The organism is Bradyrhizobium sp. (genome assembly GCF_036735945.1).
Taxonomy (GTDB): Bacteria; Pseudomonadota; Alphaproteobacteria; order Rhizobiales; family Xanthobacteraceae; genus Bradyrhizobium.
Window position 1 is genome coordinate 22915 of record NZ_DAINNI010000040.1, and the last position, 16385, is coordinate 39299.

Annotated in this window: 16 protein-coding genes; 7 read left to right on the plus strand and 9 right to left on the minus strand. The window is 64.5% G+C overall.

What is annotated here, in order from left to right; translation table 11 throughout:
* The first annotated feature begins 8 nt into the window (after positions 1 to 8).
* From V7E26_RS15465 to V7E26_RS15485, 5 genes are all read left to right on the plus strand, one after another.
* On the plus strand, positions 9 to 1244 hold the full coding sequence (locus tag V7E26_RS15465) for an ABC transporter substrate-binding protein (protein ID WP_324417469.1): 1236 nt from the start codon (positions 9 to 11) through the stop codon (positions 1242 to 1244).
* Between the two features lie 24 nt (positions 1245 to 1268).
* Positions 1269 to 1649: a carboxymuconolactone decarboxylase family protein gene (locus V7E26_RS15470; protein ID WP_283032482.1), complete on the plus strand. Its 381-nt coding sequence runs from the start codon at positions 1269 to 1271 to the stop codon at positions 1647 to 1649.
* Positions 1650 to 1662: 13 nt separating this feature from the next.
* On the plus strand, positions 1663 to 2433 hold the full coding sequence (locus V7E26_RS15475; RefSeq protein WP_324417472.1) for an SDR family oxidoreductase: 771 nt from the start codon (positions 1663 to 1665) through the stop codon (positions 2431 to 2433).
* A 156-nt stretch (positions 2434 to 2589) separates the two neighbouring features.
* A complete protein-coding gene (locus V7E26_RS15480) occupies positions 2590 to 3303 on the plus strand; it encodes a GntR family transcriptional regulator (RefSeq protein WP_324417474.1) in 714 nt (237 codons plus the stop codon).
* A 24-nt stretch (positions 3304 to 3327) separates the two neighbouring features.
* Positions 3328 to 4305 (plus strand): tripartite tricarboxylate transporter substrate-binding protein, encoded by a 978-nt coding sequence (locus V7E26_RS15485; RefSeq protein ID WP_324417476.1) that lies wholly within the window; start codon positions 3328 to 3330, stop codon positions 4303 to 4305.
* A gap of 7 nt (positions 4306 to 4312) precedes the next feature.
* On the opposite strand, the gene V7E26_RS15490 is transcribed toward V7E26_RS15485, so the two are convergent.
* The 7 genes from V7E26_RS15490 to V7E26_RS15520 are packed head-to-tail and all read right to left on the minus strand — an operon-like array spanning position 4313 to position 12271.
* A complete protein-coding gene (locus V7E26_RS15490) occupies positions 4313 to 5809 on the minus strand; it encodes an ABC transporter substrate-binding protein (RefSeq protein WP_324417478.1) in 1497 nt (498 codons plus the stop codon).
* Positions 5810 to 5862: 53 nt separating this feature from the next.
* Positions 5863 to 6888: an ABC transporter ATP-binding protein gene (locus V7E26_RS15495; RefSeq protein ID WP_442893406.1), complete on the minus strand. Its 1026-nt coding sequence runs from the start codon at positions 6886 to 6888 to the stop codon at positions 5863 to 5865.
* A gap of 2 nt (positions 6889 to 6890) precedes the next feature.
* On the minus strand, positions 6891 to 7904 hold the full coding sequence (locus V7E26_RS15500) for an ABC transporter ATP-binding protein (RefSeq protein ID WP_324417482.1): 1014 nt from the start codon (positions 7902 to 7904) through the stop codon (positions 6891 to 6893).
* A 1-nt stretch (position 7905) separates the two neighbouring features.
* Positions 7906 to 8796: an ABC transporter permease gene (locus V7E26_RS15505; RefSeq protein ID WP_324417484.1), complete on the minus strand. Its 891-nt coding sequence runs from the start codon at positions 8794 to 8796 to the stop codon at positions 7906 to 7908.
* Positions 8793 to 9743 (minus strand): ABC transporter permease, encoded by a 951-nt coding sequence (locus V7E26_RS15510; RefSeq protein ID WP_324417486.1) that lies wholly within the window; start codon positions 9741 to 9743, stop codon positions 8793 to 8795. The genes V7E26_RS15505 and V7E26_RS15510 overlap by 4 nt, the downstream gene beginning before the upstream one ends.
* Positions 9744 to 9788: 45 nt before the next feature.
* Positions 9789 to 11222 (minus strand): amidase, encoded by a 1434-nt coding sequence (locus tag V7E26_RS15515; RefSeq protein WP_324417488.1) that lies wholly within the window; start codon positions 11220 to 11222, stop codon positions 9789 to 9791.
* Positions 11219 to 12271, minus strand: coding sequence for a helix-turn-helix transcriptional regulator (locus tag V7E26_RS15520; protein WP_324417491.1), 1053 nt, complete (start codon positions 12269 to 12271; stop codon positions 11219 to 11221). Before V7E26_RS15520 ends, V7E26_RS15515 begins: the two co-directional genes overlap by 4 nt.
* 84 nt (positions 12272 to 12355) lie before the next feature.
* Between V7E26_RS15520 and V7E26_RS15525 the strand changes: the two genes are divergently transcribed.
* Together V7E26_RS15525 and V7E26_RS15530 are read left to right on the plus strand one after the other, a co-directional pair.
* Positions 12356 to 13000, plus strand: a complete 645-nt coding sequence (locus V7E26_RS15525) for a glutathione S-transferase family protein (RefSeq protein ID WP_324417493.1) — start codon at positions 12356 to 12358, stop codon at positions 12998 to 13000.
* 201 nt (positions 13001 to 13201) lie between these two features.
* Positions 13202 to 14512 carry an ABC transporter substrate-binding protein gene (locus V7E26_RS15530; RefSeq protein ID WP_324417495.1) on the plus strand — a complete coding sequence of 437 codons (1311 nt, stop codon included), beginning with the start codon at positions 13202 to 13204 and terminating at the stop codon, positions 14510 to 14512.
* Between the two features lie 10 nt (positions 14513 to 14522).
* Here V7E26_RS15530 and V7E26_RS15535 read toward each other — a convergent pair whose 3' ends face one another.
* Together V7E26_RS15535 and V7E26_RS15540 are read right to left on the minus strand one after the other, a co-directional pair.
* Positions 14523 to 15998, minus strand: coding sequence for an AMP nucleosidase (locus V7E26_RS15535; protein ID WP_324417497.1), 1476 nt, complete (start codon positions 15996 to 15998; stop codon positions 14523 to 14525).
* A gap of 99 nt (positions 15999 to 16097) precedes the next feature.
* Positions 16098 to 16385, minus strand: a 288-nt coding sequence (locus tag V7E26_RS15540) for a Gfo/Idh/MocA family oxidoreductase (RefSeq protein WP_324417499.1), incomplete at its 5' end; no start/stop codon positions are given.

Genomic DNA, 16385 nt, shown 5'->3' on the forward strand with positions numbered 1-16385 from the left:
GGATCGTCATGAGTGGAAATATTCCGACCAAAGTGACCCGGCGAACGTTGCTCGCCGGCGCATCCAGCGCGCTGATTGCATCGCGCGCCTGGGCGCAGCAGCCTTCTGAAGTCAAGGTCGGCCTGCTGGTGCCGATATCGGGCATGTATGCGCGCCCGGGAACGGTGATGCGCGAGGGCGCCGAAATGGCGATCGATCACATCAACGCCCAGGGCGGCATCAAGGCGCTCGGCGGCGCCAAGATGAAGCTCGTCGTGCTCGACTCCGGCGACAGCACCGAGAAGGCCAAGAACGCCGCGCAGCGCATGGTGGCGCAGGAGACCGATCTGGTGGCGGCGAGCGGCGCCTATCTCTCTTCCTTCACGCTCGCGGTCACCGAGGTCACGGAGCGGGCCAACCTGCCCGTCCTCACCCTCTCCTATTCCGACCTCATCACCGACCGCGGCTTCAAATACGTCTTCCAGACCTCGGCGACGGCGGGCTCGCAGGCCAAGCAGGCCCTGCCGCAGATCATCAAGCTTGCGGAGAGCGCCTCCGGCAAGCGGCCGAAGACGGTCGCGATCCTGACTGACAACACCGCGGCTTCCGTCGCCTCGGCCAAGTCGATGCGCGAGGGCCTGCTGGCCGAGAACCAGCTGCAACTCATCGTCGACGAAACCTTCACGCCGCCGCTCGCCGACGCCACGTCGCTGGTGCAGAAGATCCGCTCGGCCAAGCCGGACCTGCTGTTCTTCCTGCCAACGGTGATCTCGGATGCAAAACTGCTGCTGGAGAAGATGAACGAGTTCGGCCTCGGCCAGGGCAAGATCCCAACCATCTCGTTCGGTATCGCGATCGCCGAGCCTGACATGCTGCAGACCGTCAGCCCCGAACTGCTGCAGGGCGTGTTGACCTGCGTCGCAAGCTGGGGAGCCAAGGGGCACGAAGCGCTGATCGCGGAGCTGAAGACCCGCTACAAGGAGCCATGGATGACGCAGAACGCGATCTCCACCTATGGCGACATGTGGGTGATCAAGGACGCGCTCGAGAAGGCCGGCAAGGCTGACCGCGTCGCGGTCGCCGACGCCTTGCGCAGCATAGACGCCGGCCCATCCAAGTACTATCCGCTCGGCGAGATCAAGTTCGACGAGAAGGGCCGACGCGTCGGCGCCGGCATGACCATCGTGCAGTGGCAGAAAGGCGTGCCGGTCACGGTGTTCCCGCCGCAACTGGCGCTATCCCAACCATTCTGGCCGAAGAGCTGACATCGCCAGGAAACGGAGAACAACATGGACAAGGCGACCTACGACCGCGGACTCGAGATCCGCAAGAGCGTGCTCGGCAGCGAGTTCGTCGACAAGGCACTGGCGTCGGCGGACGATTTCAACCGCCCGATGCAGGACCTGACGACGGAGTATTGCTGGGGTTATGTCTGGGGCCGCGACGGGCTGGAGCGAAAGACCCGCAGCTTCCTCAATCTTGCGATGCTCTGCGCGCTCAATCGGCCGCACGAACTGAAGACGCACGTCCGCGGCGCGCTGGCCAATGGCGCCACGCGCGAGGAAATCCGCGAGGTCTTCATGCAGGTGGCGATCTATTGCGGCGTGCCCGCCGGCGTCGACGCTTTCCGCAACGCCAAGGAAGTGTTCGCCGAACTCGACAAGAAATAGGAGCCACGGCGCGATGAAGGACAAATGGGCCCTCGTGACCGGAGCGACCGCCGGCCTCGGCCTGGCGGTGGCGGAAAGCCTTGCCGGCGCGGGGGCCAATATTGTCCTGCACGATCGCGTCGCGCCCAGGGAGGCCGCCGAGCGCCTCAGCGCCCGGTTCGGCGTAGCAGTCGTTGCCGCCGAAGCGGATTTGTCGCAGCGTACTGCCATCGAAACCATGATGGCTGACATGCTCGATCGCTGCGGTACGATCGACATTCTCGTCAACAATGCTGTTGTCAGACATTTCGCCGCCGTGGAGCATTTTCCGCCGGAAGAATGGGACCGCGCGCTGGCGGTGAATCTGTCCGCGCCCTTTCATCTGATCCGCCTGGCGCTCCCCGCCATGAAGCAGCGCGGCTGGGGCCGCATCATCAACATGGCCTCGATCTACTCGACCCGCGCGGTCGAGAATCGCATCGACTACGTCACCACCAAGACGGCGATCCTCGGCATCACCCGCGCCGTCGCGCTCGAAAATGCGCGCAGCGGAATCACCTGCAACGCGGTAGCGCCCGGCACGCTGCCGACACCCGCCATCCAGGGCAAGATCGCTTCCATCGCGGAAAATGCGGGCGAGAGCGTCGAAAGCGCGACGGAAAGCTATCTGGCGACGCGGCAGCCATCCGGCCGGTTCATCGGGATGGAAGCCGTCGGCGCGCTTGTGGCCTTCCTCTGCAGCGCGGCCGCGCAGGACATCACGGCGACCTGTTTGCCGATCGACGGAGGCTGGTCGGTCGCATGAACAACACTAAACACGGAGTGCTTGCGATGACCGACCGATCAGGCCAGACGGTAGTCCTGACGGGCGCTGCCGGCGGCAGGAGACCCATGTTCAAATTGCCGAAACGATGATTCTGCCTGTAAACCGGTACTAAGCCACGCAAACGAAGGCCCGGCCATGGACAGACGTACAGAACTGCAATCGACGCTTCGAATCGAGGACGTTCCGACCGTCCGGGCGATGGTCGCGCAGAAGCTGCGCGAAGCAATCATGTCCGGCACCCTGAAGCCGGGCCAGCGGCTGGTCGAGCGCGAGCTCTGCGAAATGATGGGTGTCAGCCGTCCCTCGATTCGCGAGGCGCTGCGGCACCTGGAGGCCGACGGGCTGGTCAACACCGTGCCGCATCGCGGCCCCGTGGTCAGCACCATCAGCCTCGAGGAAGCCAGGCAACTCTACGACGCCCGCGCGGTCCTGGAGGGATTTGCCGGCCGCGAATGCGCACGGCTGCGCGACCCCGACGTGGTCCATCGAATTGGCGATGCGCTGACCCGGCTGAAAGCGGCCGCCGCAAGCCAGAATCTGGTTGGATGCCTGGAGGCCAAGACCGACTTCTACGGCGCGCTGATCGGCGGTTGCCGCAACAGCTTCGTTCAGCGGATGCTGAAGCCGCTGCATGACCGGATCACGCTGCTGCGGATCACCTCGATGTCGCAGCCGAAACGGATCAACAAGAGCCTGCGCGAGGTGACCGCGATCTGGCGCGCGATCCAGAGCGGTGATGAGGAACTCGCCGAACGCTGTTGCGTCGATCACGTCAAGGCCGCGGCGGTAGCCGCGCTCGACATGATCGCGCGCACGTCGGCCAAGGAGAACCAGCTTCCCGACGAATAAGAGAAAGCGTTTTGGGGGTGTTCAATGATGTATCTGCTGCGATCGCTGGTCCTGCTTCTGGTGCTTTCCCTCCCGTACACCCCGGCGCTCGCGCAGGATTACCCGTCCCGTCCCATCACGATGATCGTGCCGTTCTCGGCCGGTGGCCCCGGTGACGTGATCGCGCGAATTCTCGGCACGGCCATGAGCGCGACGCTGAAGCAGTCGTTCGTGGTCGAGAACGTGGTGGGCGCCGGCGGCACGCTCGGCACCAATCGCGTCGCGAAATCTCCGCCCGACGGTTACACGTTGCTCCTGATGCATGTCGGACAGGCGACCGCACCGTCGCTCTACGCCAAATTACCGTTCGATCCCGTCGGCGACTTCTCCATGATCGGCCTCGTCACCGACGTGCCGATGATCCTGGTGACGCGGCCGAATTTTCCCGCGAAGGATCTGAAGGAATTGGTCGCCCAGATCCGCAGCAATGGCGACAAGATGACCTTTGGCAGTGTCGGCCTCGGCTCCGCTTCCCAGCTCTGCGGACTGATGTTCATGAGCACGACCGATACCAAACTGACGCAGGTCTATTACAAGGGCGGCGGTCCCGCGCTGAATGACGTCATCGCCGGACATATCGATGTCTATTGCGATCCCGCCACCGGCCCGACGCCGCACATTCAGTCCAAGACGATCAAGGGCTATGCGATCACCAGCAAGAAGCGCGTGCCGACATTGCCCGATGTGCCGACGTCGGCCGAAGCCGACCTCCCCGCCTTCGACGTCACGACGTGGTACGGCCTCTACGCGCCGCGCGGCACACCGAAACCCGTGATCGATACGCTGGTCGCGGCCCTGCAGACTGCGCTCAAGGACCCGGCACTGATCAGCCGTTTCGGTGAACTCAGCATGGCGCCGGTCGAAGCCGAGCGCGCCACGCCTGGAGCGCTGGAGGCCTTCCTCAAGACGGAAATCGACAAGTGGGGACGCATTATCAAGGCTGCGGGAATCGAACCTCAATAGATCGAGGCTACTCCCAACTCCACGCCGAAAAATCGTTCTCGAACTGCGGGACTTCCTTCCACACGCCCTTCAGCTTCTTGTTCGCAACCGTGATCCATTGCGGCTGGAACAGGAAGCCGGCGACCGCGTCGGTTGCCAGCATGCGCTGCGCGTCGCCGAGCAGCCTGGCGCGCTCGGCTTCCGCCGGCGTTGCCGTGATCTGCTTGTAGAGCGCGTTGAAGGCCTCGTTGTTGTAGCCGAGATAGTAGTCGGGCTCGGTTATCTTCACGAGGTCGAACGGCTCGACATGCGAGACGATGGTGAGGTCGAAATTGTGCGGGCCATTGCCGGCGAACACTTGTGACAGCCATTGCGCCCATTCGACGTTCTCGATCTTGGCTGTTACGCCGACCTTGGCAAGCATGGCTGCGAGGACTTCGCCGCCCTGCCGCGCATAAGGCGGCGGCGGCAGTTTCAGGCTGAGCTCGAGCGGCGTCTTGACGCCGGCTTCCGCCAGCAGATTCCTGGCCTTTTCCGGGTCGTAGGGATTGATGCCGGTGGTGTCGACATAGCCGAGCGATCCCGGCGTATAGAAGCTCCCGATCGGCGTGCCGAAACCGTCGACGGCACCGTCGATCATCGCCTTGCGATCGATGGCAGCGAGGATGGCACGGCGAACACGCACGTCATCGAGCGGCTTCCTGCGCTCGTTGATGCCGACGATCGTCTTGGCCCTGGAGCCGCCGACCAGGACGTTGAAACGCGGGTCCGCCTTGAACTGTGCCACGCTGCGCTGCACCGCGGCGCGTGGAAACACGTCGATATCTCCCGACAGCAGCGCCGCTACCTGGGCCGCGGGATCGCCGATGAAGCGGATGGTCACCTTGGAAAGCTTGATCGCGGCGGCGTTGCGATAGTCGGGCCATTTGGCCAGCGTGATCGACGATCCCTTGGCCCAGGCGCCGAGCGTATAGGGGCCGGTGCCGACCGGCTGCGTCACATTGGTCGGCGCGCTCTTCGGCTCGACGATCGAGCCGGCCGCCTGCCCGATCAGGAACGGCAGGTTCGGTTCGGAATATTTGAGCGTGACGACGATCGTCTCCGCGTCTGGCGCGGCAACCGACTCGAACGCCTGGTAGAGGCTCTTGTCCTTGTTGGTGCTGGTCGGCGCCGCGTTGCGCTCATAGGAGAACTTGACCGCGGCTGAATCGAACGGCTCGCCGTTGTGGAATTTGACGCCTTTGCGGAGCTTGAATGTATAGATTTTCAGGTCAGGCGAGGCCTGCCAGCTCTCGGCGAGCAATGGCGATACCGAGCCGTCCTCGTTGATCTTGGTCAGGGGCTCGTAGACATTATAGAGCGTCACCTCGCCGATCGCCGCCGCCGCCGCGTTGGTGGGATCGAGCCCCGGCGGCTCCAGCGTCATTCCCATGACGACGCTGTCCTTCTTGCCCTGCGCCAGGCTCGGCAGCGGCGCTGCGGCAAACGCGGCAGCCACCGCGACCAGGATCAGTTTCTTCAGCATGTCTTGCTCCCGCGACCTATCTCGAACAGGCTAGTCCAGTCCCGCACAAAAGGCTAATCCTCCGCCGCCACCGGCGGCAGCGCCATCACGGCCTCGGCATGGTGGCAGGCGGCAAGGTGCGCGGTACCGACGTTGCGCAGCGGCGGCGTAGCGTCACGGCAACGCTGGTCGGCCAGCGGACAGCGCGACGCATAGGTGCATCCCTTCGTGCCGGTCGACTGGGACGCGATCTGCTGGGCGCCGCGGCGGCGACGCACCCCGCCGGCGCAGGCGCGCGGCACCGCCTCGAGCAGCGCCCGCGTATAGGGATGGGCACAATGCGCGAACAGGTCCTCGGGGCTGCCCTGCTCCACGATCCGGCCGAGATACATCACCGCGATCTCGTCGCAGAGATAATCGACCACCGCCAGATCGTGGCTGATCAGGATGTAGCTCAGCCCGAACTGATCCTGCAGGTCCTGCAGGAGATTGAGCACCTGGGCCTGCACGGAGACGTCCAGCGCGCTGACCGGTTCGTCGGCGACGATCAGCTTCGGCTGGGTGATCAGCGCCCGCGCGATCGCGATGCGCTGGCGCTGGCCGCCGGAGAATTCATGCGGGTACTTTTCCATGTCGGCGTCGCGCAGGCCGACCTGCCGCAGCACGTTGGAAACCCGCTCACCCAGTGAGGCGCGATCCATCCGCCCGAGTGCGGTCAACGGCTCGGCGACGATGCGCGCGATGGTCTGCCGCGGATCCAGCGATCCGTAAGGGTCCTGAAACACCATCTGGAAATCGCGCCGGGCGCGGCGCAATTCTTCGGCCGGCAGGCGGTTGAGGTCGCGGCCCATCAGCGACACCGAGCCCGACGAGGGCCGCTCCAGCGCCATCACGAGTCTGGCGAAGGTCGATTTGCCCGAGCCGGACTCGCCGACCACGCCGAGGCTGCGGCCGGCCATCACCTGCGCAGTGACGCCGTTGAGCGCATGGACCTGCGCGGCCGGCTTGAACATGCTTTCGCGCGGCAGCGTGTAACGCTGCGCCAGATCCCTGACATCGAGCAGAGGCTGCCCGGTCGTCGGCGGCGCCTCGTCAAGCATAGTCATGCTCTCACCGCTCCGACGGATTTGGCCATCGAGACATCCGTCCTGATGCAGCGCACGCCATGGCCGGCGCCGACGTCCGCGATACCAGGCAGCGCCGTGCGGCAGCGGTCCTCGACGATTGCGCAGCGATCAGCAAAGGTGCAACCCGCCGGCAGATCGGCGAGTTCAGGAACGGTCCCGGCGATGGTCTGCAGCCGTGTTCCCTTGTGCGCACCGAGCCGAGGGCGGGCGCGAAACAGGCCTTGCGTGTACGGATGCCCCATCCGCGTGAACACGGCATTGGTCTCGCCGCTCTCGACGACGGTGCCGCCGTACATCACCATCATGCGATCGACGTTCTCGGCGATGACGCCGAGATTGTGCGAGATCAGGATCATCGACATGCCGCGTTCGGTCACGAGATCGGCGATCAGGTCGAGGATCTGTCCCTGGATCGTGACGTCGAGCGCCGTGGTCGGCTCGTCGGCGATCAGGACGTCGGGCTGGCAGGCCAGCGCCATCGCAATGGTGACGCGCTGGCGCTGGCCGCCGGAGAACTGATGCGGATAGGCATCGATCCGTTTCGCCGCATCGGGAAGGCCGACGCGATCGAGCAGCGCGATAGCTTCTCTGCGCGCCTCGGCCGCCGAGCAACTGGTGTGGCGCCGAAGCGGTTCAGCCACCTGGCGTCCGATCGTATGCATCGGGTTGAGCGCCGTCATCGGCTCCTGGAAGATCATGCTGATGCGATTGCCGCGCAACTCGCAGTAATTTGCGTCCGGCAGGCCGACCAGTTCGCGGCCGCCGAGACGGACGCTACCGCTGACGACGGCGCTCTCCGGCAACAGACCCATCAGCGCAAGCGCGGTGACGGATTTGCCGCAGCCGGATTCGCCGACCAGCCCGAGAGTCTCGCCGCGCCTCAGCGAGAAGCTGACGCCGCGAACGGCCTGCGCCAGACCGCGGCTGGTATTGAGCCGGACGCCGAGATCCCTGACCTCGATCAGGGGCGTGTTGACTGAAACGCTCATCTCAACGCTCCCGCGCCAGGCGCGGATCGAGCAGGTCGCGCAGCCCGTCTCCGAGCAGATTGAGGCCGAGCACGGCGACCGCAATCGCCGCGCCCGGATAGACCGCGAGCATCGGCGACTGGAACAGGAGCGTCTGCGCGTCGTTCAGCATGCGCCCCCAGGACGGCTGCGGCGGCTGTGTGCCGAGGCCTAGATAGGACAGCGCCGCCTCGGCAAGGATCGCGAGCGCGAACTGGATCGTTGCCTGCACGATAAGGATCGGCAGGATGTTCGGCAACACGTGCTCGATCGTGATGCGGAAGCCGCCCTTGCCCGAGGCTCGCGCAGCCAGCACGAATTCCCGCGCCCAGATCGCATTGGCCGATCCCCGGGTCAGCCGCACAAGCGTCGGAATCTGGAAAATGCCGATTGCGACGATCGAGGTCACCATGCCCGGCCCCGCGACCGCGGCCAGCATGATCGCCGAGAGCACGGCCGGAAACGCGAAGGTGAAATCACTCATCCGCATGATCAACTCTTCGGTCCAGCCTTTGCGCGCGGCGGCGATCAGGCCAAGGCACACCCCGAATGTAAGGCCGATGCCGACGGCGATGACGCCGACCATGATGGTTGCGCGGGCGCCGACCAGCAGCAGCGAGACGATATCGCGTCCGAACACGTCGGTGCCGAGCCAGTGCGCGGCCGATGGCGGCTTGAGTTTTGCTGTCACGTCGATTTCATAGGCCGACCATGGCGTCCAGACCAGCGACAGCAAGGCGGCGCAAAGCACCATCAGGCTGAGCGTGCCGCCAACGACGAAGCTGCGATGGCGCAGCGCGCGGCGCCAGAAGCCGGCCGCGGGCCGCGGACCCGCGGCGACGGCCTCGACCCGGACGCTCAAAGGGGTGCTCATAGGTTATGCACCTTGATGCGCGGATCGATGAAGGCATAGAGCACGTCGACCACGAAGTTGACGATGACGACGATCGCCGCGAGCAACATCACGCAGTTGCGCACCACGATCAGGTCGCGATTGGCGATCGACTGGAAGATCAGGCGGCCGAGGCCCGGCAGATAGAACACGTTCTCGATCACAATCGTGCCGGCCAGCAGGTTGGCGAATTGCAGGCCCATGATCGTCATGACGGGGATCATGGCGTTGCGCAGCACATGCCGCCACAACACGTCGCGCTTGCTCAGGCCCTTGGCGCGCGCGGTACGCACAAAATCCTCGCGCAACACCTCGAGTACCGCGGAGCGCGTGACGCGCGCCAGGATCGCCGCCTGCACCACCGACAGCGAGATCGCCGGCAGCAGCAGCGACTTGATGCCGGCCAAGATGCTTTCCTCCCAACCGGCAAATCCGCCCGCCGACAGCCATTGCAGCTTCACGGCGAACAACAGGATCAGCAGGATGGCGAACCAGAAATTGGGGAGCGCGATGCCGAGCTGCGTCAGCGACATCACGCCGACGTCGCCAAGCTTGTTGTGGTTGGCAGCCGTATAGATACCGGCCGCAAGCGCCAGCACAACGGTCACGGACATCGACATGATCGCCAGCGGAATCGTGAGCGTGAGACGCTCCGCAATCAGCCCTGCGACCGGCGTGCCATAGACGTAGCTGTTGCCGAGATCGCCGGTCAGCATGCCCGCGATCCAGTGGAAGTAGCGATAGTACAGCGGCTGATCCAGCCCGAGCTTGATCGTCATCGCGCGGACCGCATCGGGCGAGGCATCCGCGCCCATCAGCATCTGCGCGGCGTTGCCGGGCAAGGCATCCAGCACAAGGAAGATGATCAGCGACGCGCCGAGCAGCGTCGCAATCAGCGTCAGAAAGCGGCGCAGGATGAAGACGCTCAAGTCCCGCCTCCACTGCTCGCGCCCCGGCGTGGTGACATCAGCATCTTACCCGCCTGCCAGACCCGGCCATTGGCCGAGGATATCCTGCGAGGCCTCGAACAGAGCGCTGACGCGCAGCAGTTCGACGTCGCCGCGGAACCGGCCGACGAGTTGAATGGCGATCGGCAGGCCGTCCGCGCTGAAGCCGCAGGGCAGACTGATGGCCGGGTGGCCCGTCATGTTGAAGGGCATGGTCCACGGAAACCAGTTCTGCCTGACATCGCTGAACACCTGGCCGTCGATCTCGATCGTGCCGAACAGATCCTGATCGATCGGAAGCGCGGTGCGCGTGATGGTTGGCATCGCGAGGATATCGATCTTTTGCAGAAGTGCCTGTATCCGCCGGAACAGCGCGGTACGGTCAAACATCGCCTGCTGGTAGTCAACACCGCTGACCTTCGTCGCCAGCGCCAGTTGCTTCAGGAAGGTCTCGCTCAGCTCGTCGGCATGATCGGCCGCGAGCTTCTCAAACCGCGCACGCCACGCGGTGTGATTGATGGCGCGCCAGATCGGCTCGATCTCGTATCCATCGGCCGGCATTTCCTCGAGCTCGGCTCCAAGGGCTTCCAACCGGGCAAGCGCGACCTTGAACGCCGCGACCACCTCAGCCGCGACGGACCGGCCGGTTGGCGCGAGGCAGAATGAAATCCTGCGCCCGCGCAGGTCGCCGGTCGGCGCCGATCCCTCGACAAAATTCCCTGACCGGAAACCGATAGACCACGGATCGGACGCATCTTCACCCGACATCGCCTGCATCATCAGCGAGGTATCCGCGACCGTGCGCGTCATCGGCGTCACATAGGTCTGGTTGCCGAATGCGTCCTGCACCTGGCTGTGGGGAATGACGCCGTTGCTTTGCTTCAGCCCGACGAGGCCGTTGCAGGCGGCCGGGATTCGCGTGGAACCGCCGCCGTCGGTCGCAATGGCCAGCGGCGCGATACCGCTGGCTACCGCAACCGCCGCTCCGCCGCTTGAACCGCCGCTCGAGCGCGCCGCGCTCCAGGCGTTGCGGGTGCGACCGAACAACGGCGAATCCGTCAGGCACTTGGTGCCGAACTCAGGCGTCGTGGTCTTGCCTATGAGGATCGCCCCGGCCGCCCGCAGCCGCGCCACCGCGACCGCATCGTGGTCGGGAACGTTGTCCTTGTAGGGCACCGCGCCGAACGTCGTTCGCACGCCCATGGTGTTGACCAGATCCTTCACGGTGTAGGGAATGCCGTGAAGAAGGCCGAGAGGTTCCCCTGCCATGACCGCGCGCTCGGCCTCCCTCGCCTCGGCCATCGCCTCGTCGGCGCACAGCGTGATGAAGCAGTTGAGTTCGGGCTGCAGCAGCTCGGCCCGCGCCAGAACGGCGCGCGTGATTTCGACCGGCGAAACCTCCTTGCGGGCGATCCGCGTGCGCAGTTCGCTGGCGGGCAGGAAGCACAGTTCGTCGGTCATGATCCGCAGCTCCGAGATAGGGTCGACGATGGCAGGATGGCATTCGGATCGGCTTCAGGTCCAACACCATCGTACAGCTTGGTGTCGTGGTAGCGCGCGGCCATGGCCTGCGCGATCTCAGCCATCTTCTCACGCAGCTCGACAGGCTCCAGCACCTCGGCCTCGGCGCCGAACCGCAACAGCTCGGTGGCCGCGTGCCATACCGTCTTTCCGATCGGCAGCACAGCGATGCGCCAGCCGGCGGCGTCTACCGTCTCCTCGATCCGCATACGCGCTTTCACATAGGGCTGCGTCACGACATTGAGCAGCTTGATGCCGAACGGCGACAGCCGCACGGTGACGGTGTTGGGATGAAGTTCGGCTTCGAGCCGCAGCGTCGCGGCCTGCCAATAGGCGACGAGATCGAAATCCGCAGGGCGCGCGAAGGGTTGATCGAGAACGCTGCAATCCAGAATCCGCGCGACCCGATAGGTCCGAACGCTTTTGTCGACATAGCCGGCAAGATACCAGCTCCCGGCCTTGAGAACGAGACCGAGCGGCGCAACGCGGCGCTGCTTCTCCGCCCGCCAGCTTTGGTAGCGGATCTTGATCATGCGTTCGCGCAGCAGCGCGCCGGCAATGGCCCGCAGATGCACGGGCTCCTCGGCCTCGCCGAACCAGTTCGGCGCGTCCAGATGAAAGCGCTCCTGCATACGGCCGGCGTTCTCACGCAGATTGGCCGGCAGCGCCGCCATCAGCTTGTTCTGCGCGGCCATCATCGCCGCATCGAGCCCGAGCGCAGCGGCTGGCCCCGGCAGGCCCGCCATGAACAGCGCCTCGGCCTCCGGCGGCGACAATCCGTTCAGCCTGACACGGTAGCCGTCGAGCAGCCGATAGCCGCCTTCGGCCCCGCGGTCCGCATAGACGGGAATGCCGGCGGCCGCGAGCGCATCAATGTCGCGATAGATGGTCCGCACCGATACCTCGCAGGTATCAGCGAGTTCGGGGGCGGTAATTCGCCCCCGCGCCTGCAGGGTGGTGAGGATCGACAGCAATCGGCTCGCGCGCATGATCCCTTAAACCATACCTGACAGAGGATGTCAGGTATGGTGGGGCATAGAGGGGCCCCGATCCAAGACCCAGGAGAACTGCAGATGACCAAATCCGACCGCATCACTCTCTATTACTCACCCCAGACGCGCGCCACGGGCACGCGGGTGCTGCTGGAGGAACTGGGAGCCCCCTACGATCTCCATGTCCTGAACATGAAAGCCGGCGAGCAGCGGCAGCCCGCCTATCTCGCGGTCAATCCGCTCGGAAAGGTGCCGACGATCCGCCACGGCGAGGCGCTGATCACGGAGCAGGTCGCGATCTACATCTATCTCGCCGACCTGTTTCCGGAAGCCGGCCTGACGCCCGCACTCGACGATGCCAGGCGCGGCCCCTATCTGCGCTGGATCGCCTATTACGGCGCCTCCTTCGAGCCGGCGCTGATCGACAAGTTCATGAAGCATGAGCCGGCGCCGGTAACGCAGTCGCCCTACGCCGATTATGAATCGATGCTCGGCGCGCTCGAGGCCCAGCTTTCCAGGGGCCCCTATCTGCTCGGCGACCGCATGACCGCGGCCGACATTCTCTGGGGTGTCGCCTTCAACTGGACGATGATGTTCGGCCTCGTGCCGAAGAAGGACGTATTCGCACGCTATTCCGAGCGCATCACCTCGCGCCCGACCTTCCAGCGGATCAATGCGGCCGACGACGAGATGGCGGCGCAGCATGCCGCGGCCGCCGGCGTATGAAATACGAGTAAAGTGGATGGGTGGCGCGTTCCCGCGCGCCATCCGACTTTAGTTGATGAACCTGCCGGCTTCGCCGGTCTTGCAGCGCATGGTCAGTCACCCCGGCGCAGGTTGACTTCCTTCCACATTCTCCAAATACTTCGCCCGAAGAACCGGAATAACCGGTCCCGGCCGACAATAAGAAATCAGTGGGAGGATACGATGCCGACTTCACGCAGGACGCTGCTGAAGACTTCTGCAGCTGCCGCCGCCGCTTTCACCTTTGATTGGACCCGCGCACAGGCGCAAGCCGAGACCTTGCGCATCGGCCTAATCTACGACCTGACCGGGCCCTTTGCGGCGGGCGGATCGGTCGCCTCCTCGATCGGCGCGCAGATCGCCATCGATCTCGTCAACGAGAAAGGCGGCATCGGCGGCAAGCACAAGATTGCCGCCGTCTCAGCGGATTCCCAGAGCAAGCCCGATGTTGCGATCAACGAAGCCAATCGCCTGATCGACCAGGAGAAGATCGACATCATCAACGGCGTCTATGCCAGTGCGCACGCGGTCCCGCTCGCGGCCAAGGTCGAGCAGCAGAAGAAGATCCTCTGGATCACGACAGCGGTTTCGACCGCCGTGTTCAAGGACAAGAACCTGCAATACGTCTTCCGCGCGCAAATCCACTCCGATCAATACGGCCAGGCGTTCGCAAGCTTCCTCAACGAGCACGCCAAGGCCAAGCTCGGCATGGAGCCGAAGGACGTCAAGGTCGCGCTGATCCACGAGGATGGTCCTTACGGCGTCGGCGTCGCCGCGGCTGACGAGGCCTATGCCAAGGAGGCAGGGCTGCAGATCGTGCTCAAGGAAGGTTATTCCGCGTCTGCGCCTGACCTTTCGGTGCTGGTCACCAAGATCAAGCGCGCGCGGGCCGACGTGATCTCGCACGCCGGCTACAACCCTGATATCACCCTGTTCCTGCGCCAGGCGCGCGAGAACGGCCTCAAGTTCAAGATGCTGTTCGGCAACGGCGCGGGCTACAGCCAGCTCGACAAGTTGCGCGCGACCTTCGGCGCCGACATCGACAATTTCTGCAATATCGATCCGGTGCCCGCGCAGTTGCTTGACCCCGCAAAGCTTGCGCCCGGGATCGGCGATCTCACCAAGGTCATGGTCGCGCGTTACAAGGAAAAGACCGGCGCCACCGACGTGCCGCCGCACTGCTCGATGGGTTTCAACCAGACCTGGATTCTGCTCAACAACGTTCTGCCGGTCGCCAAGGAGAAATATGGCGGCTTCGACCCCGAAGCGATCCGCAAGGCGGCGCTCGACGTCGATATCCCCGTCGGCGGCACCATTCAGGGCTATGGCGTCAAGTTCTATCGGCCGGGTACGCCGCTCTCCGGGCAGAACGAGCGCTCGACACCGGTCGTGATGCAGAATGCCGGCGAGCATATTTCGGTGGTCTGGCCGACCAGCATCAGGACGCAGGACCCGGTATTCCCGCTGCCGAAATCATCGGTCTATTCGGCGTAGCGCGGCGGCTTTACTGAAAGGCCACTTCGGCGAAGCTGCGCAGCTTGCGCGAATGCAGGCGCTCGGACTCCTGGCGCTTGAGCCGCTCGAGCGCCTTCAGGCCGATCTCAAGATGCTGGCCGACACGCTGGCGATAGAACTCGCTGGCCATGCCGGCGAGCTTGATTTCGCCATGCAGCGGCTTGTCCGAGACGCAGAGCAGCGTGCCATAGGGAACGCGGAAGCGATAGCCGTTGGCAGCAATCGCCGCGGACTCCATGTCGAGCGCAACGGCGCGCGATTGCGATAGCCGCCGGATGACGGACGGGCCCGATATCTCCCAATTGCGGTTGTCCACGCTCGCGACCGTTCCGGTGCGCATCAGCCGCTTGAGCTCAAAGCCGGCAAGTCCCGTGACCTCTTCGACCGCCTCTTCGAGCGCGACCTGCATTTCGGCAAGCGCAGGGATCGGCACCCACAGCGGCAATTCATGGTCGAGCACGTGGTCCTCGCGAACATAGCCGTGCGCCAGCACATAGTCGCCGAGTCGTTGGGTGTTCCTGAGACCGGCGCAATGCCCGATCATCAGCCAGGCATGTGGCCGCAGCACCGCGACATGATCGGTGATGTTGCGCGCATTGGAGGGACCAATCCCGATATTGATCAGCGTGATGCCGCGATAGCCTGGCTGCGCGAGATGGAAGGCCGGCATTTGCGGTGCGCGTGCCGGCGCAACCCCGTCGGTGCCGCCGCCGAGCCGCGCGCTGTGGGTGACAACGTTTCCCGGCGCCACGAAGGCATCGAGACCGGGTTCGCCCGACGCCAGTCGCTGCTGGCACAATTGCGCGAAGGCATCGACATAGAACTGATAATTGGTGAAGATCACGAAATTCTGGAAGTGTTCCGGGTCGGTGCCGGTGTAGTGATAGAGCCGGCGCAACGAATAGTCGACGCGCGCCGCGCGGAACAGCGACAACGGCTCGGGCGCGGTTCGTGGCAGTTCGAAGGTCCCGTCCGCGATCGCGTCATCCATCGTGGCGAGATCCGGGGTATCGAAGATGTCGCGCAGCGACCGCATGCCGACGGCGTAATTGGTGAGCGCCGCCTCGATGTTGATGTCGCGCCTGTAGGCAAAATGAACCGGGATGGGCTCGCTGGACTCTCCGATCTCGACCGGTACGCCGTGGTTCTCGACGAGCAGGCGGATCTGCTCGGTGAGATAGTTCCGGAACAGGTCGGGCCGCGTTACGCTCGTCTCGTGCACGCCCGGCCCCGCGACGAAGCCATAGGCAAGGCGCGAGTCGAGCCGCGCGTGGGTTGCCGTCGTCATCCTGACGAACGGATAGCAGGCGCGCACCTGCGAGGCGAAAGCCTCTCCGTTGAGATAGGCCTCAAAACGATCGCGCAGGAATTGGGTGTTGCGGTCGTAGATTTCTTCGAGCCGGGCCACCGCCGCATCGGCATCGGTGAAGGCCTCGGTGGCAATCGCGGGCGGAGACTGGATCATCGGTGCGGAACACATGCTGTCGAGCGCTGGATCCGTTTTCGGACGGATGTCGACCCTGAATAGCCTGTTTGCGGGGCCGGAGCTACGGAGAACGGCGCTCTAGAGGCTGACGCGCTGCCCCTCCTCGGCCGCCCAATAGCCGGCGTAGTTGACCTTGGTTGTCTCGAAGGCCAGCGCCAGATCCGAAAGCGGTTGCCGGCCCGTGGCAACGCATTCCATGAAATCCTGGATCTCCTGTGTGTAGCCGCGTGTCCACTCTTCCTCGAGGCAGACATACTGCCAGCCGGTTTTGCGATCGACCTTCTCGGTGATGTAGACGCTGGCAAGCTTCTCCTCGCTGGTCTGATAGCTCATCATGTGCGTGTTCGGCGTGATGTTGGCGAACAG